The sequence below is a fragment of the Mesorhizobium sp. M0830 genome (genome assembly GCF_040319965.1).
Lineage (GTDB): Bacteria > Pseudomonadota > Alphaproteobacteria > Rhizobiales > Rhizobiaceae > Mesorhizobium.
Genome location: NZ_JAMYOR010000003.1, coordinates 42,415 through 60,940, shown reverse-complemented (window position 1 = coordinate 60,940; position 18,526 = coordinate 42,415). Strand labels below are relative to the sequence as shown.

Here is an 18,526-nt window from a genome sequence, read left to right as displayed (position 1 = left end):
GTCACCCCTGAGAAGTTCGGAACGGCCATCGGTCCGAATGCAATTGCTTTTCAGTCGTGGATAATGAAGTGCAAAGGTTAAAAGGCGTTTAACCCTGTTGCTTAACCACGAATCCCGACACTTCGAGGGATCGTTGAGCGGTTTTCAAGATGTCGGAATCGACCGCCGGACCGACCAAAAAAGCCCGCCGGAAGGGCGGGCTTGAGTTGGCGAAGATATGAGTGCGGCACCCTCGGGGGCGGGCTTGTGACTAAGCTGCGCTGCGCGTTTCGGAGATAACCTCAACGATGCCATTGACGACGGACTCGACCAATTGCGGGTCGTCGCCCTCGGCCATGACGCGGATCAGCGGCTCGGTGCCGGAGGGTCGGATAACCAGCCGCCCAGCCTTGCCGAGGCGGTTACGGGCATCCTCGATGGCTGCCTTGACCGGCGCTTGCTCGAGCGGCTTGCCGCCGGAAATATGGACGTTCTTCAGAAGCTGCGGCACCGGTTCGAACTTCTTCGACAGTTCGCTGACCGGCCGCCCCTGCCGCTTGATGCAGGCCAGTACCTGCAGTGCCGAAACCAGGCCATCGCCGGTGGTCGAGAAGTCAGACAGCACGATATGGCCGGATTGTTCGCCGCCGACATTCAGCCCGTGCGCGCGCATATGCTCGACGACATAACGGTCGCCGACCTTGGTGCGGTGCAATTGCAGCTTCATGTCGCCGAGGAAGCGCTCGAGCCCGAGATTGGACATGACCGTCGAAACGACGCCGCCGCCGGCAAGCCGCCCGCTCTGATGCCAGGATTCGGCGATCAGTGCCATGATCTGGTCACCGTCGACGATCGCCCCGTTCTCATCGACGATGACGACCCGGTCGGCATCGCCGTCGAGGGCGATGCCGATGTCGGCGCGCACTTCGTGCACCTTCTTCTGAAGGCCGGCAGGATGGGTCGAGCCGCATTCCTTGTTGATGTTGAAGCCGTTGGGCTCGACATTGATGGCGACGACTTCGGCGCCCAGTTCCCACAGCGCCTCGGGCGCCACCTTGTAGGCCGCGCCATTGGCGCAATCGACGACGATCCTGAGCCCGGAGAGCGACATCGAGCGCGGCAAGGTCCGCTTGGCGAATTCGATGTAGCGGTCATGCACGCCGTCGACGCGCTTGGCGCGGCCAAGCCCGTCGGAATCGGCGAGCGCCAGCTCGATGTCCTTGTCGAGCATGCTCTCGATGCGCTCCTCGATTTCGTCGGAGAGCTTGTAGCCGTCGGGTCCGAACAGCTTAATGCCGTTGTCATAGTAGGGATTGTGCGAAGCCGAGATCATGACGCCGATATCGGCGCGCAGCGAACGCACCAGCATGGCGACCGCCGGAGTCGGGATCGGGCCGAGCAGGAACACGTCCATGCCGGCGGCACAAAGACCGGCGACCATGGCATTCTCGATCATATAGCCGGAAAGCCTGGTGTCCTTGCCGAGCACGACGCGATGACGGTGGCTGCCACGCTGGAAGGAGAGGCCGGCGGCCATGCCGACCCGCATCGCGATTTCCGCGGTCATCGGAAACTTGTTGGCACGCCCGCGAATGCCGTCCGTGCCGAAATAATTCCCTGCCATGCTAGCCCGATTCCTCAACGTTTCTTCCCCGGCACGTCATGCCACAATTGGCCAGGGCGCCATGATCACATTGTGTGATTATATGTTACCAATCCTTAGAAAATCATTGTTGTGCACTGCACACAACATGGCTGCAACCTAACATGCTGAAACTGCCATGCTGCAAAATACCAGTCATGCGAACCTTTCAGCGCAGATGCACCTGGAAACTCTTGCTCTGAAGCCGGCAACGGGCAACGATTTCATCACCTTATCGGCAAAGCCCAGCTTTCGGCGATATATACGCTACTTAGTATCTGGCGCAACCGACCGTTGAGCGTTATTGATTCGCCGGGACGTAACATGGGCTGCTGCAACGGAGAAACGCTATGCTCATCCACCGACTTGCCACTTTGACCGGCCTCGCCGTCGCGACCTTGTTTCTGGCCGCGCCCGCCAACGCACTGACGATGGCCGAGTGCAGCACGAAATACAACGCCGCCAAGGATGCCGGGACACTCGCCGGGGCGACCTGGAACCAGTTCCGCAAGGCCCAGTGCGGCACCGACGCCGCAGCCAAGACCGACACCAAGGCAACCGAAACCAAAGCAACCGACACGAAGGCAGCCGACACCAAGAAAGCTGCCGACACCAAGAAGGCTGCCGAGACGAAGCCGGCCAAGGCGGCCGCTGCGGCCGCCGACAGCACGGCCAAGGGTCTGACGGCGAAGGAATGCAGCGCCAAGTACCAGGCGGCGAAGGCTGCCGGCACGCTGAACGGAATGAAGTGGAACGATTTCCGCAAGTCCGAATGCGCCGCCGGTGCATCGGCCGCCGCCAAGCCGGCAACCACCAAGGCCGCCGCGGCTCCCGCCGATACTAGCGGCAAAGGTCTGAGCATGGCCGAATGCAGCACGAAGTATCAGGCTGCCAAGACGGCCAACACGCTGAAAGGCATGAAGTGGAACGACTTCCGCAAGACCGAATGCGGCGCCAGCGCGTCGGATGACGACACCGTGCCGGCCGCCGACGAGGCGAGCTACACCAAAGAGCCGGCGAAGCCGACCACGGTTGCGCCCAAGGGCGTCACTTTCCCCTCCGCGATCTCGCCGAAATATGCCAGCGAGACCCCCGGCAAGGGCCGTATGCATACTTGCCTCGACCAGTACTATGCCCTCAAGGACGCCAACGCGCTTGGCGGCCTCAAGTGGATCCAGAAGGGCGGCGGCTTCTACAGCCTGTGCAACGCAAAGCTGAAGGGCTGAACGACAAAAATACCTGAAAGACAGGCCCCCCAACCGCAACGTTCGCGGGCCTGTCTTTGTCAAATGCCGGGCACGCCATTCGCGCTCGTTCGGTGCCGCCCCTCATTGCCCTGCCGGGCACTTCTCCCCGTGACGTACAGTGACGGAGCGAAAGTAGCTGCCCGCAACGCCGGCGCCATACTGGCAACGCAGGTGATTGGCGAAATCTCCGGAAGGTGGCGCCCTTCTCCCCGTCATTATACGAGAGAAGATGCCGGCAGGCAGATGAGGGGCAGCGCCGGCCTGGCCCGCTCTCAACAAAGCCTCCAAACAAAGACGCCGCGGACCATGCCGCGGCGTCTCTAAAACATCTCTTGTCGAACTCAGCTTGACGGCTGCGGTTCCATGCCGCCTTCGGGCTCGGGGCCTTTCTTGCGCCGGCCGCCGGACTTCGGCACGGCCGAGCCACGGCTCGGCGGCGTGTCGTCGCCGAGGTCGCGTGAAGGCTTCTGCCCGGCGATCAATTGCTTGATCTCGTCGCCGGACAGCGTCTCGTACTCGAGCAGCCCTTGCGCCAGCGCGATCCATTCCTTCTCCTTCTTGGTCAGGATGGATTTCGCCGTGGAATAGGCCTCGTCGATCAGGCGGCGCACTTCGGCGTCGATGATCTGCGCGGTCTCTTCCGAGACGTTCTGCGTGCGCGCCACCGAATGGCCAAGGAACACTTCCTCCTGGTTGTCGCCATAGGCGACATGGCCGAGCTTGTCGGAAAAGCCCCAGCGCGTGACCATGGCTCGCGCCAGCTTGGTCGCCTGCTCAATGTCGGAGGAGGCGCCCGAGGTGATGTTTTCCTTGCCGAACTTGAACTCCTCGGCGACACGGCCACCCATCATGATGGCAAGGCGCGAGATCATGTATTTGTAGCTCATCGAATAGCGGTCACCCTCCGGCAACTGCATGACCATGCCGAGCGCGCGGCCGCGTGGGATGATGGTGGCCTTGTGCAGCGGGTCGGCCGATGGCACGTTGAGCGCCAGGATGGCGTGGCCGGCCTCGTGATAGGCCGTCAGTTCCTTCTCGGCCTGGGTCATCGCCGACGAGCGGCGCTCGGCGCCCATCATGATCTTGTCCTTGGCGTCCTCGAACTCGGCCATGGTGACAAGGCGCTTGTTGCGCCGCGCCGCCATCAGGGCCGATTCGTTGACGAGGTTCATCAGATCGGCGCCGGAGAAGCCCGGCGTGCCGCGCGCGACGACTTTGAGATCGACATTGGGCGCCAGCGGCACGTTGCGCACATGCACCTTCAGGATCTTTTCGCGGCCGACGATGTCGGGATTCGGCACCACGACCTGGCGGTCGAAACGGCCCGGCCTGAGCAGCGCCGGATCGAGCACGTCGGGCCGGTTGGTGGCGGCGATCAGGATGATGCTTTCGTTGGATTCGAAACCATCCATCTCGACCAGCAGCTGGTTCAGCGTCTGCTCGCGTTCGTCATTGCCGCCACCGAGACCGGCACCGCGATGGCGGCCGACGGCATCGATTTCGTCGATGAAGATGATGCAGGGCGCGTTCTTCTTGGCCTGGTCGAACATGTCGCGCACGCGGCTCGCGCCGACGCCGACGAACATCTCGACGAAGTCCGAACCGGAAATGGTGAAGAATGGCACATTGGCTTCGCCGGCAACCGAACGGGCGAGCAGCGTCTTGCCGGTTCCTGGAGGGCCGACGAGCAGCACGCCGCGCGGGATCTTGCCGCCGAGCCGCTGGAACTTCTGCGGATCGCGCAGGAATTCGACGATCTCTTCCAGATCTTCCTTGGCTTCATCGACGCCGGCGACATCCTGGAAGGTGACCCGGCCATGCGCCTCGGTGAGCAGCTTGGCCTTCGACTTGCCGAAGCCCATGGCGCGCCCGGACCCGGACTGCATCTGGCGCATGAAGAATATCCAGACGCCGAGGATGAGGATCATCGGCAGCCATGAGATCAGGTAGCCGAACAGCGAATTGGAACCGTCACTCTCAGGCCGCGCGTTGATGGTGACGTTCTTGTCCTGCAGTCGCGAGACCAGCGATGGATCGCCGGGCGAATAGGTCTGGAAGCCGCTGGAATTGTCGGTGTAAGTGCCGCTGATACGAGCACCGGCGATGGTCACCGTCTTGACCCGGCCCGACGCGACATCCTGCAGGAACTGCGAATAAGGTACATCGCTGGAAGCCCCTCGCGTCTGCGGCGTCTGGAACAGATTGAACAGCGCTATGAGCAGGACCGCTATGATCGCCCAAAGCGCGAGGTTGCGATAGTTCGGATTCATCAATTGTCCCGTTGGCATCCGCAGGGCGGACACACGTCGTGAGAGGAAACTTGCGCCTAACATAGGGAGAGCGCCTCCCCTTGCCAAGCATAACAGCATGTCTGGGTTAAGCTTTCGCCTTATCATCAACCGGCACTGTGGCCGCTGAAAGGCAGGGCGGGCAGCTTCGGCGCGCCAATCAGCCCGGCAACGGCACGCGCCGGCGCCAGATCGAAGGACGGCAGGAAGCGGGCAAAGGGTGCAACGACCGGCCGCACTTCAACCATCGCGGATACCGTTCTATGTTCAGACAAATCAAGGCATTCACCGGCCTGCCACAACGCCGGCTCGGCGGCGAGCGCGGCGCGCATTAGGCTCGGCGGGGCCTTTCCTTCCCCAATGGCCAGCCGCTTCGCCGCTGCTGCGCCGAACGGGGCAATCAACAATGTGCCGCTGCCGTCGTTTAATGTGATATGCCGCCGGCCATCCCAGAGGGTTTCGTCGCTGGCGGCGGTGGCAGCGGGCAAGCCGCGCGCCTCGCGGCGCAGGAAGATGCCTGCGCGCCGGAAATCGACAACCGTCCGCGACAATGTGGCGCAAAAAAATCCCGCTTTCAGCCGACCCAACAGTCCCTCGCTACGCGTCTGATCCGGCAGGAAGTCCATCCCGCCGATGGTGGCCAAGAGAATGCGGAGCGCATAAACGGCTGCCCGATCGTCGGCTGCGCTCAACAAGTGAGGATCAAGACGGATGAGGCCAGTGACCGGGTGGGTCGCGAAAAAGTGGATCAGGCTTGCGGCGGCGAGGCCGAGTTGACTGCGCGCACGGCCCTCATGCGCGGCCAATGCCAGTGCGTCGTCCACGCGCCACGCGCCGTTGTCGTCGGCAAGGGCTGCACGCATCCGTGGCCGCTCGAAAGCCTTGTCGGCATTGGTCGGGTCGTCGGCCCAGCCGATATTTTGACGCCGCAGGACGTCGCGTAATGCCGCGCGCCGCAACCCGAGGAGCGGTCGCACGATCCAACTGCGCCAGTCATACAAGGTGGCCGGCGCCATGCCGGCAAGCCCGCGGCCCGCGTCCTGGGCCAACCCTTCCTGGCGCGCTCGCCGCATAAGCACCGTCTCCGCTTGGTCGTCGGCGGTATGGCCGGTGAGGATCAGGCCGAGGCCTTCCGCTTGTGCCGCCTCGGCCAGAAGCCGGTAGCGCGCCTCACGCGCCGCTGCGGGCAGACCGGTCGAGGGCTTGGGGCCCGACCAGGTCAGGATGCGGTGTGAAATTCCGTAGGTCGCGCACAGCTTCGCCACCGCTTGCGCTTCCGCCGCTGAACCGGCCCGCAAATCGTGGTCGATCGTCACCGCCAGCAGCTTCGTCGCCGGCGCCGTGCGGTCGAGATGGTGTTTGAGGAGGAGGAGCAGGGCGGTCGAGTCGCTGCCGCCGGACACGGCCGCAACAGCGCCGCTGGTAAAATCGATATGCGAAAAAATTCTGGTCGAAAGATCAGGCTCGGTGTCGAGCATCGATGCATGTCACCTTAGAGATGGGTCCCGGTTCCGGGGCAACGACATGCGTGAAAGGGATCAGCACGCAGCCAGGGCCTTCTCCTGCTTGATGCGTTCCTTGAGCGCACCGGAAACGTCGGGGTAGCGCTTGCCTATTTCACTGAAGGTGGCGCAGGCCACGTCATGCTGCTTAAGGCCGACCAGCGACACGCCGAGCTTCAGCAGCATATCGGGAGCCTTCTTGGCCTTGGGGTAGTCCTTGCTGGCGGCAAGGAAAGTCTCCGCAGCGTCGCGATATTTCTGCTGGCCGAGCAGCGACTCGCCCAGCCAGTAATGCGCATCCGCCGCCTTCGCATCCCTGGGAAAGCGGGCGATGTGGTCGCGAAAACCCTGTTCGGCGGTGCCGTAATCGCCCGAGAGGATGAACTGGTAGGAGTTGCGGTAGAGCTCCTCAGGGTCGTTGGTGGCGGGCAATGCCGCGATTACCGTATCGGATTTGCCGGACTTAGCCGGCGCGCCGGTGGCTGGCGCGGTATCCTGCGCAGGCGTGGTCGACTGAGTGTTGCCGCCGGCATCGACGACATTGCCGTTCTTGTCGACGGTGATGGTTCCGAAGGTCTTTTCAGGCGCTCCCGTACCGGGAATAACCTTGCCGGGGTCGCCATCGGGAGATTCGACGATGACGTCCTCGACCGTCTTGCCGCCTGCTGACTGGTTGTTGCCGGGCGCGGCATCGGCAGGCGGCTGCGTTGCCGGGGCCGCTGCCACGTTGGTGTCGCTGCCGGTGGTGGCATCGGATTTCTTCTGTGCCGGCGGCTGTCCGCCTTGCGTGCCACCGCCTTCAAGCTGCTGGAAGCGGAATTCGTTGTCTTCCTGCTGCTTGCGGATCTGTTCCTGCATTTGCAGGACCTGGAAATTAAGTTCCTCGATCTTGCCGTTCATCTGCCGCAGCTGCTCTTCCACGCTGGTGACGGCGGCAGGATCGGACTGCACCATCTGAAACTGGTCCGGCTTTTTCTTTTGACCGAAAATGCCGGGCAGTTCGATGCTGGGCAGGTGGAAGGAAAAGCCGCTTTCGTTGGATTGCCCTGAGCCGTTCGCCCCGGGGCCGCTAGCCGAGGCGGTGACGCCTGATAGAAGCAGCAGCGCAAGCGTGCCGCTCAAAACCGATCTCAAATGCATGTGCCTCTCGCCGTGATTTCGTTAGCTTGTTCGCGCCTTCCAATCAGAATGGGACCAGCCAAGCGCCTTCGGCTCATAGCAGGAGCCGAGACTTCGGCCAAATTTTGTTTCCGACATCCGGATATGAAAAAGGCGGCCCGGAGGCCGCCTTTCGCATAGGTATGTTGCATTTTTACCGCTGTACGCCGCGCGTTCTTTTGACGCGCGACCGGCTGCACGCCGCCTCAGGAACCGGTGCCGCTGAGCGTGGTGACCGCACGGCGGTTCTGCGACCAGCAGGAGATGTCGTCGCACACCGCGACCGGACGTTCCTTGCCGTAGGAAATGGTCTTCAGACGGCTGGCCGAGACGCCCTTGGCGACGAGGAAGTCGCGGGTGGCGGCAGCGCGGCGGGCGCCGAGCGCCAGATTGTATTCACGCGTGCCGCGTTCGTCGGCATGGCCTTCGATGACGATAGCATACTGCTTGTACTGGTTAAGCCACTGTGCCTGGCGAGCCAGCGTCGTTTGCGCATCGGCACGGATCGAGGTCGAGTCCGTATCGAAGAAGATGCGGTCGCCGATATTGACGGTAAAGTCCTGCGCCGATCCGGGAGTTGCCGCGCCGGCGCCGTTGAGGCCAAGATCAGCCGCGTTGTTCGGCGTCTTCTTCGAGGCGCAACCGGCGATGGCGAGCATCGCCACCAGCGCGATCATGACTGGGTTTCTGGTAAGTGCTGCGATACGGCCCATGCCGCCTCTCCTTCGTATTTCGAGTGATTTCGTTGATCACCCAGTAACCACGTTTGGGTTAACCGGCATTCAAGAAACACGGTTAAAATTTGGTTTAGGCTGCCGTCCACAACCTCTTTGTCGGTGGTCACAGTTGGCGCGGACCCTAGGCGGAAATGCGGCCAAAACGCGACGAGGTGATGGAAAAAAGGGGAATTGAAGAGCTGAGGAATTGATGAAATGTCGAACCCCGACAGGACAATTCACTTCAGCTTTTCTCTCAGATTGATCAGCATGCCGTGGACATGCGCATACGCTTGCAGCCACTCATCGCATTGCGCTCGGCTGATGTATTCCAGATCGAACGCGTAAGATACCCACGTCTCCGCTTCGCTGCACGACCCCATCGCCATCGAAACGAACCGTGCGAATTCCGGTCTGGAGTGTGTCTGCTTGGCAAATCCTTCAGCCAGATTGGCGCAGATTCCCTTGCTGGAACGACGCAACTGATCGGCCAATGCGTATTGCTCAATCTTCGGGAAAGCGAGCGTAGCTTTATGTACGTCAAGAGAAACCGCATAAGCGCGCTTATAAACTTCTAGATCCTTCGCACGCTTAATATAATTCGCCGGTTTCTCCATCTTCAATTCTTCAATTCGTCATTTCTCCAATTCGCCTCTTACTCGAGCAGCGGCGACCAAGCTGGGTCCGAAGCGAAGTTCGTGGTCGGGATCGACTGCTCGTTGCGGCCGGTAAGATCGACCGACACAAGCTTGGGCCCGCCGGCGGAGTCGCGGAAGAACATCAGCACGCGGCCGTTCGGCGCCCAGGTCGGTCCCTCCTGCTGGAAGCCGGAGGACAGGATGCGCTCGCCGGAGCCATCGGTCTTCATGACGCCGATCTGGAATTCGCCACCGGTCTGCTTGGTAAAGGCGATGAGATCGCCGCGCGGCGACCATACAGGCGTCGAATAGACGCCGTCGCCAAACGAGATGCGGTTCTGGCCCGAGCCATCGGCGCCCATCACGTAGATCTGTGCACGGCCGCCGCGATCGGAGGTGAACACCACCTGGCTGCCGTCCGGCGAATAGGAGGGCGAGGTGTCGATGGCGGTCGAATTGGTCAACCGAGTCGTCGAGCGGCTGCGCAGATCCATGGCGAAGATGTTGGAATTGCCGTCGTCGCGCAGCAGGCTCATGATCACCTTCTGGCCGTCGGGCGAAAAGCGCGGCGCAAAAGTCATGCCGGGGAAATTTCCGACCAGTTCGCGCTGGCCGGTCTCGATCTGCAGCAGGTAGACCCGCGGCTGGCCGCTCTCATAGGACATGTAGGTGATTTCCTGCCGGTTCGGCGAGAAACGCGGCGTCAGCACGATCGACTTGCCATCCGAGAGATAGCGGATGTTGGCGCCGTCCTGGTCCATGATGGCGAGGCGCTTCTTGCGCGCGTTCTTGGCGCCGGATTCGTCGATGAAGACAACGCGTGTGTCGAAATAGCCTTTTTCGCCGGTCAGCCGCTCATAGATAGCGTCGGCGATGATGTGGGCCACACGCCGCTGATTGGCATCATTGGCGAAGAACTGCTCGCCGGACATCTGCTGGCCGGCAAAGGTGTCCCAAAGCCGGTATTGGGCACGGATACGGCCGTCGGCTTCCTTGCTGACGCTGCCGGTGACCAGCGCCTGCGCGTTGATGACCTTCCAGTCATCGAAGCGCGGCGCTGCATCCGGGTTGGTAATCTTCTCGATAAAGGCGCTCTTGTCGATCGGCGCAAACAGCCCCGAGCGCTTCAGGTCGGCGGTGACGATCTGCGAGATCTGCGCGCCAAGCGCATCGCCGCCCTGGAAGTCAGTGATGGCGATCGGCAGCGGCTCGACATTGCCCTTGTTGACGTTGAGCTCGACGAGCGCCAGCGCCGGCAACGTGCCCGCCGCGGTCATGCCCATCGCCATTGCTGCGACCATCAGGAGCGGCTTGAGGATTGATTTCATGTCTTCTCGCTTCTCGTACTGATTTTCGGATACTCGGGCCCTAGAGACCCAGCATCTCCCTAGGATCGAAGGTGACGCGGACGTCCGCCCAGATGTCCTGCTTGCCCGCGGGAACCTGCAGGCCGGTGACATCGCATTTTTGCACCGCGCGGACGGCGCTTTCGTCGAACTGACGACTTCCGCTCGACTTTTCGACGGCCGGTCGTCCGTCCAGCTTGCCGGAGGCATCCAGGTTGAACCGCACCACGACGACGAAATTCTCGGAACCTTCAAGGCCCGCGGGAAGGGTCCAGCAGCCGCCGAGCTGGCTTTCCAGGGCGCCCATTTCCGACCTGGAAAGCTTCTGGCCCTGATCCTTGTCGCCGCCGAGCGACGCCTGCTGCGTCGAGCGCTTGGCGCCGCCGCCGGATGGCTTCTGCTTGTCGAGGAGAGCGGAAATCTCGTCGGCGTTGAATTGCTTGTCGTCGGACTTCGGCTTCGACGAGGCCTCCTTGACCGGCTTGTCGGCATCCTTGCGGTCCGGCGCCTTGGCGCTTTCGGCCTGTGCCGGTTGCGGCTTCGGCCGGGCCTCCGGCGCGGGCGCCGAGTCGGGCAGTTGCGTCGCTTCGGCGGGCGGCTCCTGCGCTATGGCTTCAGCGACGGCATCCGGCTTGACCTCGGGCGTTGGATCGATGGCCGCGGTCTTGTCCTGCGGCGGCGGGGTCGGCGCCGGCTTGGCCGGTGTTGGCTTGGGATCGACTTGCTTGACCGGCTCGGGCTTGACCTCTTCCTTGGGCGTCGGCGCCGGTGCCACTTCCGTTGCCGGCGTAGGCTTGGGCTTCTCCTGCGGCTTCGGCACGTCCTCGGGCTTCGGCTTCTCGATCGGGGTCGGCGCCGGCGGCGGAGCCGAGGTCATGTCGACGGGCTTCGGCTTGGCCTCCGGCGTTATCGGCTTGTCGGTATCGACGCTGTTCTCGCCCACCTTCTGCGCATCGGGAACGACGTCCGGGCGCTGTGTCGGCACAGGTGCCGGCTTTTCATGCATCACGGCCTTCTTGTCGCCCTGCAGCGTCTGCGCGATGGCTTCCATCGGCACGATATCGACCGCGACCGACTCGACATCGGAGGACGGGAGCGCGGCCGGCGCCGTCAGCGTGAACAGGCCAAAGGTCAGCGCCGCCGCATGCAAGATCACCGATGTGGTGAGGCCGGTCTTCATCTTCTTGTCTACTGATCCTGTTCCTGCAGCGAAACGAGGCCGATATTCTTGTAACCGGCAGCCGAAATGCGGGCCATCACCTTCATCGCGGTGCCATAGTCGGTGGACTTGTCGCCACGGATGAAGATGCGCTCTTCATAGCCGGTCTTCGAGATCGCCTGCAGTTTGGCCACCAGTTCCTCGATCGGGATCTCGGTTTCCTGGAGGAATATCTGGCCGGCGGCGTTGATCGAAACGGTGATCGGCTGCGTGTCGGCATTCATCGCCTTGGCCTGCGTGTCCGGCAGGTCGATCGGCACGCCGACCGTCAGCATGGGTGCGGCGACCATGAAGATGATCAGCAGCACCAGCATCACGTCGACCATCGGCGTGACGTTGATCTCGGACATCAGTGCATGGTGACGGCCGCGCCGCCTGTGGCCGCGCCCGCCGCGTCCTCCCATGCCCATGGACATACCCATCTGCTACTCCTCAGGCCTTGGGGGCCACTTTTTCATCGATTTGGCGCGAGAGTATGGCGGAGAACTCGTCGGAGAACCCTTCCATGCGCACCGCTATCTTGCTCGCATCGGACGACAGCTTGTTGTAGGCAATGACGGCGGGGATGGCGGCGAGCAGGCCAATGGCTGTCGCTAGCAGCGCTTCGGCAATGCCGGGCGCAACCACCGCGAGACTGGTGTTCTTGGAGCCGGCAATTGCCTGGAACGATGTCATGATGCCGATGACGGTCCCGAACAGGCCGATAAAGGGTGCCGCCGAGCCGGTGGTGGCGAGGAAGCCGAGGCGGCCCTCCAGCTTTTCCATTTCGCGCGTCAGCGCCAGATCCATCGCCTTGTCGATGCGGGTCTGCAGCCCGAGTGGCGTCTTCGCGCCCTTCTCGAAGCTCTTCTTCCACTCGCGCATCGCTGCCACGAAAATGGCGCCCATGCCGGTGGTCTTGCGGTCGGCAAGCGTCCGGTAAAGCTCTTCCAGCGATTGCCCCGACCAGAACACCTGCTCGAACCGGTTGAGCGCCAGCCGCATGCGGGCGTAGGAAACCAGCTTGTCGACGATGATCGCCCAGGTCCAGACCGAAGCGCAGAGCAAGCCGATCATGACCAGCTTAACCACCCAGCTGGCCTGGCTGAACAGCGCCCAAATCGACAATTGCGCGCCCGGGTCGGCGAGTGCGATATTTTCCATCGTTACGTCCTTAAGATTTCCGGGCGAAGCTGGTGGCTGGCCCCTGGCATCCCTTGTGGTCGGTTCGCACGAAGCTACCGGAACAACCCCAATCTGTGCCGTTAGCGGCCTTTTCGGGGCAAATATTGGTGAAAGGAAGGCGCACGATCACGCCAATCTTCACCAATCTCTTCATGAACCGTTATGGTTAAGGATGGGTTAGTACATAAGGCGCGGCGCATTGCCACGCCCAGGGGGCAACCCGCAAGCCGTGCCAAATTGATCGCAATTAGGCTAGTCGGCAGCGGCCTTGGGCATGAACGCCGCCACCCATTCCCTGGGAAAGCGTCTTGGCCGGCCATTCTCGCCAATGATCGCCGCCTCGACCTTGGCCTCCACCAGCACCTCGTCGCCGCGCTTGAGCTGCTGCGCCATGAAGATGCGCGCGCCAGAAATGTCCTCGGTGCTTGTGTCGACCGTCAGGATGTCGTCGATGCGGGCGGGGCCGCGAAAATCGATCTCCATGCGCCGCACCACCCAGACAATTCTTTCGCCATGCTTGCCGTCGGCAAGCTCGGTGTGATGCACGCCGGTGAGTCTCAGATAGTCGGAGCGGCCGCGTTCGAAGAATTCGAGATAGCGCGCATGATAGACGACACCCGAGAAATCGGTGTCGGCATAATAAACCCGCGCCATCAGCCGGTGGCCGAACGTCGTCAGCGCACCAGAAAGTCCTGCCAGCAGCGGAGCCGAATCACCATGATCGCCCATTGCGCTTCCTTTTTCAGTCCCGACGAGGCACCGGTTCCTCGCGGGACATAGCATCGGATGGCACTGTTGACGGCGATGATCAAGACCTTGTCGGCGGCGTTGCTAGTGCTGGTGGCTTCGGTGCCGTCGGGCTAGGGCGACCGTCTCGGGAAAACTACTCTTCCTGGAACAGGTTGATCTGCTGCTGCGCCAGGTCCTTCGGCGCATCCAGGCCGAGATGACGCCAGGCATTGGCCGTCAGCATTCGGCCGCGCGGCGTGCGCTGGATGAAACCCTGCTGGATCAGATAGGGCTCGATGATGTCCTCGATGGCGTCGCGCGGCTCGGACAGGCCGGCGGCGATCGTCTCGATGCCGACCGGCCCGCCACCGAAATTGCGGGCGATCATCGATAGATAGCGGCGGTCGAGCGCATCTAGGCCGAGCGCGTCGACTTCCAGCCGGGTCAACGCCTCGTCGGCGATCTGCCGGTTGACATGACCATCGCCGGCGACCGAGGCGAAATCGCGCACGCGGCGCAGCAGCCTTCCGGCGATGCGTGGCGTGCCGCGCGCGCGCCGCGCGATCTCCAGCGCGCCGTCGTCGCCGAGCGCCATCTGCAGGATGCGGGCGCCGCGACGCACGATCTGCTCCAGCTCCTCGACGGTGTAGAAATTGAGCCGCACCGGAATGCCGAAACGATCGCGCAGCGGATTGGTGAGCAGGCCGAGCCGCGTGGTGGCGGCGACCAGCGTGAAGCGCGCGAGGTCGATCTTGACCGAGCGCGCCGCCGGTCCTTCGCCGATGATCAGGTCGAGCTGGAAATCCTCCATCGCCGGGTAGAGGATCTCCTCCACCGCCGGGCTTAGCCGATGGATTTCGTCGATGAACAGCACATCGCCTTCTTCGAGATTGGTCAGCAATGCCGCGAGATCGCCGGCCTTGGCGATGACCGGGCCGGAGGTCGAGCGGAAATTGACGCCGAGTTCGCGTGCCATGATCTGCGCCAGCGTCGTCTTGCCAAGGCCCGGCGGCCCGACGAACAGCACATGGTCGAGCGCTTCGTTGCGGCCCTTGGCGGCCTCGACGAACACCTTCAGATTGGCCCGCACCGCTGCCTGGCCGACGAAATCGTCGAGCGTCTGCGGCCGCAAGGTCTGCTCGGCATCCTCGCCGCGTTTTTCGGGCGCAATCAGTCGGGGCGACAGGCTCATGCGAGCAGTTCCATACTGGCAATGGATTTGGCGGCCCGCTGATCGAACGTGACTGTATGCGAGCAACCCAGATTTCGATTGTGCTCGGCGATCAATGCATCGGCAAAGTCCACCTGCGGCGAATTCGATCTTTCGAGCGCAACCACGATGGCATCGAAATCTTCGAACAACAGTGTCTTGATCTTCAACAGTCTCTGGATTGCCGCCTGCATCTGCTCTTTCGGTAGCCTATAGCGCGAAATCAACGACCAGCTGAATTCCACCAGCACGATCAAACTGACGAAGCCGGGAGCATCGGCGCTGAGGCCTTCGCCGAATGCGAGGGCCTTCACCCGCTGCTCTGCATCATCGTTCAGCACCATTCGAAGCAGAACGTTCGTATCAATGCCGATCGACGTCACTCGTCGCCCTCTCGTCCGCCTTGCGACCCGCCGCCGACAACATGCCTGCCAACGGCATCCCGCACCGCGAGGTCGATTTCTTCTAGTGACGCCGGACCGCCGGGCGGATCGCCCAGAAATCCGGCGAGGTCTGCAAAGTCGAGATTGCGCGGCGTTCCAATCAGATAGCCATCCATGACCGTCCAGGCGATCATGTCACCCGTTTTGAGTGACAACGCGTCCCGGACATCTTTTGGAATTGTAAGCTGACCCTTCGAGGTCAGACTGGCGTAAGCGCCCATTTTCTTACTTTCTAAGAAATTTCTTACCATTCATATGATAGCCGGATTTTTCTTTTCCACAACCATGTCACCGCGCCAGTTCCTTCAGCCCGAAACGGATGAGCTTCGGCGCATCGGCATGCTCGCCCGCCGTCTTCAGCGCCGCCGCGACCGCGTTGGCCGCGGTGTCGCGCGAATAGCCGAGATTGACCAGTGCCGAGACGGCGTCGGCAATCGGCGCGGATGCCACGCCGTCGCCGAGCTCCTGCTTCAGGCCGATGGTCCCCGAAGCGGACCCGGCATAGGCCGGCGCCTTGTTCTTCAACTCGGTGACGATGCGCTCGGCCACCTTCTTGCCGACGCCCGGCGCGCGAGAAACCATGGCGATGTCGCGCAGCGCAATCGCATTGGCGAGATCCGCCGGCGCCAGCGTTGACAGGATAGCCAGTGCCACCTTGGCGCCGACGCCCGGTACATTGTTCATCAAGAGCCGGAACCATTCCCGCTCCAGCACCGACTGAAAGCCGTAGAGCCGCAGCATGTCCTCGCGCACATAGGTTTCGATGAACAGCACCACAGCTTCGCCGGGCGAAGGCAGCGCGGCCAGCGTGCGCGCCGAGCAATAGGCGACATAGCCGACGCCATGGATGTCGACGAGGCAATGATCCTCATCGATCTCGTCCAGCGTGCCCTTGAGCTTGCCGATCATGCCAGATCTTTCATGGTAGATGGGCCCCTCTTGGGTGCGTTTCCGGAGAGATGATGTCGAGGTCGGGAAAGTAACTGCGATAACGAGCCGCGTCGCGTGTCAAAAGACGGTGTCCGGCAACGGTCGCATGGGCGCCAATGAAGAAATCAGGCGAGGTTCTTTCCCGAACGCCGCCGGCCCGGCGATAGCGGGAATGCGTGACGCCCGCAAGGAAAGCCGCATCCCAAGGCAGGAACTCGCGATCCATCTCGAGCATGTCGACTGCTTTTCGAAGTGCCGTCTCCGTCGCGATCAGCGGCGCGAGCTCGGACCAGACGATCGTGTTGACCACCAAGGCTCCGTCGCGGCGGCAGGAAGCAATCGCCCAGGCCGACCATCTTTTCAGCGGTCCGGCCGGTCCCCAGACGTCGATCAAGACATTGGTGTCAATCAACGTCGAGATCTTCACGCGGCCCCCTTAACAAATCCATGTATTGATCGGTGGTCATGCCTCCCAGGTCCAACGTCCCCTCCATCCGGTCAAGGACATCGCTGAACCTGCGCAATTTCTCCTCTTCGGAGATATTCTCGTTGACGGCAACCAGCCGAACGTCCCCATCGGTGGCCACGAATTCCACCTCGGAGCCCGGGCCGATGCCCAGATAGTCCCTTATCGGCTTGGGGATCGTAACTTGCCCCTTGGTGGTCACACGCATGGTAATACCTCGTGGTATTACTTATCCGCACAGCGTGAACAAGTCAAGAACAAACCTGGCCGGCAAGCGCCATCCGGTACGCGATACTTTGTCGGTGATGCGCATGGCAAATGGCAATGGCCAGCGCATCCGCGGCATGTTCGGTATCGAAGGTGGCTTTCGGCAACAGCACCTTCACCATCATGTGGATCTGCTTCTTGTCGCCATGGCCAACGCCGATCACCGCCTTCTTGACGGCGTTGGGCGCATATTCGGCAACGACGAGTCCCGCACGCGCCGGCACCAGCATGGCGATGCCGCGCGCCTGGCCGAGCTTCAGCGTCGCCACGGCGTCCTTGTTGACGAAGGTCTGTTCGACGGCCGCCTCATGCGGCATCGCGCTGTGCAGGATTTCGGCGAGGCCGTCATGCAATTGGCAGAGCCGCGTCGCCAGAGCCGCCTTGTCGTCGGACTTCACGGTGCCGGAAGCAATGAAGCGCAGCGAATTGCCAAAGCTTTCGACCATGCCCCAGCCGGTGCGCCGAAGCCCCGGATCGATACCGATAATGCGAATCGCTTCCCCCATGCGCCCACTCTATCTCCGATGGACAGCGATGCCAGCGAAATGTGAACAAACCGGAAACAGAGGAGTGCCCGAGGTCTAAAGCGCGTCGCGTTTGAACGGATTCAGGCGACGCGCTTTAGGTTTTTGATGCGATGCATGTCGTTCTCCCAAAACCGGGGCCCACTTTTGGGCGACATGCATTAGCCTCTGGCGAAAGCTGTGTTGAGCAGGCTGATCTGGTCGGAAACCGGATTGGGGCGGCGAGCCGCTGGCTGCATGTCGGCCACTGCGCCGGAGCCATAGATCTCCTCGTCCATGCGACGGACCAGTGCCTGCAGGCGCAGCGAGCGGGTGACGAGGTCGAGGAAATCCTCGGGCAGTTCGGCCCAGCCGGCGGCTTCGTCACGGGCGGAAGCGGTGTCGAGGCGCACCTTGGATTTTTCTGACGCGACCTGGTCGCGGGTCATCTCGCCGGAGTTGGCGGCGCGCTGCAAAAGCAGCCACGACGCAACCTGCATAAGCCTGGTGGTCAGCCGCATCGATTCGGCCGCGTAGAGGGTGGCCGCCAGCCTGGATAGTTTCTTCGCCTCGGCCCGGCCCTTGCCGTCGAGGTATTCGGCGGCCTGTTCGACGAGGCCCATACCTTCCTGGTAAAGCGGCTTGAAGGATTGCGAGAAAACCCGGCGTTCCGCCAGCTTGACGGTTTTCGCACTGCCCTTCGAAAGCTCGTTCATTGATACGCCCCTGCACTTGCAACCGGCTGATTCGGCTCCCTGCCGATACACCCGGAAACCCGTCTGACTGAAGCTTGAAAATGCGCTTCGTCACCGGTGAAGGCAAGCACATGTTTAACAGAAGGTTAACGTCGGTCCACTGGCCCCTGCCCCGAAAATGCGGACAAAAAAAGAGCCGCGGATAAGGCGGCTCTCAGGAGTTTAACAGGGAGGCGTCAAACAAAGTGGCTCCAACCACTCGGTAAGAATCCAGATCACTGGATGCACATAGTAAACGCCTGTAAAGCTTAATGAAGCCTTAACGGCGCGGATGTTTTTTGACCGAACGCCGCAATCCTGTGCCGTAACAGTACAGCCTCACTG

20 protein-coding genes are annotated in these 18,526 nt (G+C 62.0%); 1 reads left to right on the top strand and 19 read right to left on the bottom strand.

From position 1 onward, the window contains the following. Positions 1–250: 250 nt before the first annotated feature. A complete protein-coding gene (gene glmM / locus NKI20_RS02980) occupies positions 251–1,603 on the bottom strand; it encodes a phosphoglucosamine mutase (RefSeq protein ID WP_352605727.1) in 1,353 nt (450 codons plus the stop codon). Positions 1,604–1,971: 368 nt separating this feature from the next. Between glmM and NKI20_RS02975 the strand changes: the two genes are divergently transcribed. Further along, on the top strand, positions 1,972–2,847 hold the full coding sequence (locus NKI20_RS02975) for a hypothetical protein (RefSeq protein WP_352828176.1): 876 nt from the start codon (positions 1,972–1,974) through the stop codon (positions 2,845–2,847). Between the two features lie 362 nt (positions 2,848–3,209). Here the strand turns inward: NKI20_RS02975 and ftsH are convergent, their stop codons facing one another. The 18 genes from ftsH to rcdA form a co-directional block, all read right to left on the bottom strand. Next, positions 3,210–5,138: an ATP-dependent zinc metalloprotease FtsH gene (ftsH, locus tag NKI20_RS02970; RefSeq protein ID WP_352828173.1), complete on the bottom strand. Its 1,929-nt coding sequence runs from the start codon at positions 5,136–5,138 to the stop codon at positions 3,210–3,212. A 125-nt stretch (positions 5,139–5,263) separates the two neighbouring features. Further along, positions 5,264–6,634 carry a tRNA lysidine(34) synthetase TilS gene (tilS, locus tag NKI20_RS02965; RefSeq protein WP_352828170.1) on the bottom strand — a complete coding sequence of 457 codons (1,371 nt, stop codon included), beginning with the start codon at positions 6,632–6,634 and terminating at the stop codon, positions 5,264–5,266. A gap of 60 nt (positions 6,635–6,694) precedes the next feature. Next, complete coding sequence (gene ybgF / locus NKI20_RS02960) at positions 6,695–7,798, bottom strand: tol-pal system protein YbgF (protein ID WP_352605601.1); 1,104 nt, start codon at positions 7,796–7,798, stop codon at positions 6,695–6,697. A 224-nt stretch (positions 7,799–8,022) separates the two neighbouring features. Beyond that, positions 8,023–8,529, bottom strand: a complete 507-nt coding sequence (gene pal, locus NKI20_RS02955; RefSeq protein WP_023758656.1) for a peptidoglycan-associated lipoprotein Pal — start codon at positions 8,527–8,529, stop codon at positions 8,023–8,025. Between the two features lie 242 nt (positions 8,530–8,771). After that, positions 8,772–9,149 carry a four helix bundle protein gene (locus NKI20_RS02950; RefSeq protein ID WP_352828166.1) on the bottom strand — a complete coding sequence of 126 codons (378 nt, stop codon included), beginning with the start codon at positions 9,147–9,149 and terminating at the stop codon, positions 8,772–8,774. Positions 9,150–9,187: 38 nt separating this feature from the next. Beyond that, positions 9,188–10,471 (bottom strand): Tol-Pal system beta propeller repeat protein TolB, encoded by a 1,284-nt coding sequence (gene tolB / locus NKI20_RS02945; protein ID WP_502898032.1) that lies wholly within the window; start codon positions 10,469–10,471, stop codon positions 9,188–9,190. Between the two features lie 67 nt (positions 10,472–10,538). After that, positions 10,539–11,696 (bottom strand): cell envelope integrity protein TolA, encoded by a 1,158-nt coding sequence (gene tolA / locus NKI20_RS02940; RefSeq protein ID WP_352632052.1) that lies wholly within the window; start codon positions 11,694–11,696, stop codon positions 10,539–10,541. Positions 11,697–11,704: 8 nt separating this feature from the next. Then, on the bottom strand, positions 11,705–12,157 hold the full coding sequence (tolR, locus tag NKI20_RS02935) for a protein TolR (RefSeq protein ID WP_023758652.1): 453 nt from the start codon (positions 12,155–12,157) through the stop codon (positions 11,705–11,707). A 10-nt stretch (positions 12,158–12,167) separates the two neighbouring features. Next, positions 12,168–12,878, bottom strand: a complete 711-nt coding sequence (gene tolQ / locus NKI20_RS02930) for a protein TolQ (protein ID WP_023758651.1) — start codon at positions 12,876–12,878, stop codon at positions 12,168–12,170. A gap of 273 nt (positions 12,879–13,151) precedes the next feature. Then, positions 13,152–13,628 carry a tol-pal system-associated acyl-CoA thioesterase gene (gene ybgC, locus NKI20_RS02925; protein ID WP_352732991.1) on the bottom strand — a complete coding sequence of 159 codons (477 nt, stop codon included), beginning with the start codon at positions 13,626–13,628 and terminating at the stop codon, positions 13,152–13,154. 154 nt (positions 13,629–13,782) lie between these two features. Continuing rightward, positions 13,783–14,820, bottom strand: coding sequence for a Holliday junction branch migration DNA helicase RuvB (gene ruvB, locus NKI20_RS02920; RefSeq protein WP_023758649.1), 1,038 nt, complete (start codon positions 14,818–14,820; stop codon positions 13,783–13,785). Next, a complete protein-coding gene (locus NKI20_RS02915) occupies positions 14,817–15,221 on the bottom strand; it encodes a type II toxin-antitoxin system VapC family toxin (protein WP_352605591.1) in 405 nt (134 codons plus the stop codon). Before NKI20_RS02915 ends, ruvB begins: the two co-directional genes overlap by 4 nt. Next, the gene (locus NKI20_RS02910; protein WP_023758647.1) at positions 15,218–15,502 is read right to left on the bottom strand and encodes an AbrB/MazE/SpoVT family DNA-binding domain-containing protein; all 285 of its coding nucleotides are present in this window, start codon (positions 15,500–15,502) and stop codon (positions 15,218–15,220) included. The genes NKI20_RS02915 and NKI20_RS02910 overlap by 4 nt, the downstream gene beginning before the upstream one ends. Before the next feature lie 67 nt (positions 15,503–15,569). After that, positions 15,570–16,190 (bottom strand): Holliday junction branch migration protein RuvA, encoded by a 621-nt coding sequence (gene ruvA, locus NKI20_RS02905; protein WP_352828158.1) that lies wholly within the window; start codon positions 16,188–16,190, stop codon positions 15,570–15,572. 10 nt (positions 16,191–16,200) lie between these two features. Then, positions 16,201–16,638, bottom strand: a complete 438-nt coding sequence (locus tag NKI20_RS02900) for a type II toxin-antitoxin system VapC family toxin (protein WP_352732997.1) — start codon at positions 16,636–16,638, stop codon at positions 16,201–16,203. Further along, on the bottom strand, positions 16,616–16,885 hold the full coding sequence (locus NKI20_RS02895; RefSeq protein WP_352605587.1) for an AbrB/MazE/SpoVT family DNA-binding domain-containing protein: 270 nt from the start codon (positions 16,883–16,885) through the stop codon (positions 16,616–16,618). The genes NKI20_RS02900 and NKI20_RS02895 overlap by 23 nt, the downstream gene beginning before the upstream one ends. Before the next feature lie 43 nt (positions 16,886–16,928). After that, positions 16,929–17,450, bottom strand: a complete 522-nt coding sequence (ruvC, locus tag NKI20_RS02890; RefSeq protein WP_352828154.1) for a crossover junction endodeoxyribonuclease RuvC — start codon at positions 17,448–17,450, stop codon at positions 16,929–16,931. A 179-nt stretch (positions 17,451–17,629) separates the two neighbouring features. Further along, positions 17,630–18,163: a protease adaptor protein RcdA gene (gene rcdA / locus NKI20_RS02885; protein WP_023758642.1), complete on the bottom strand. Its 534-nt coding sequence runs from the start codon at positions 18,161–18,163 to the stop codon at positions 17,630–17,632. Between the last annotated feature and the right edge of the window lie 363 nt (positions 18,164–18,526).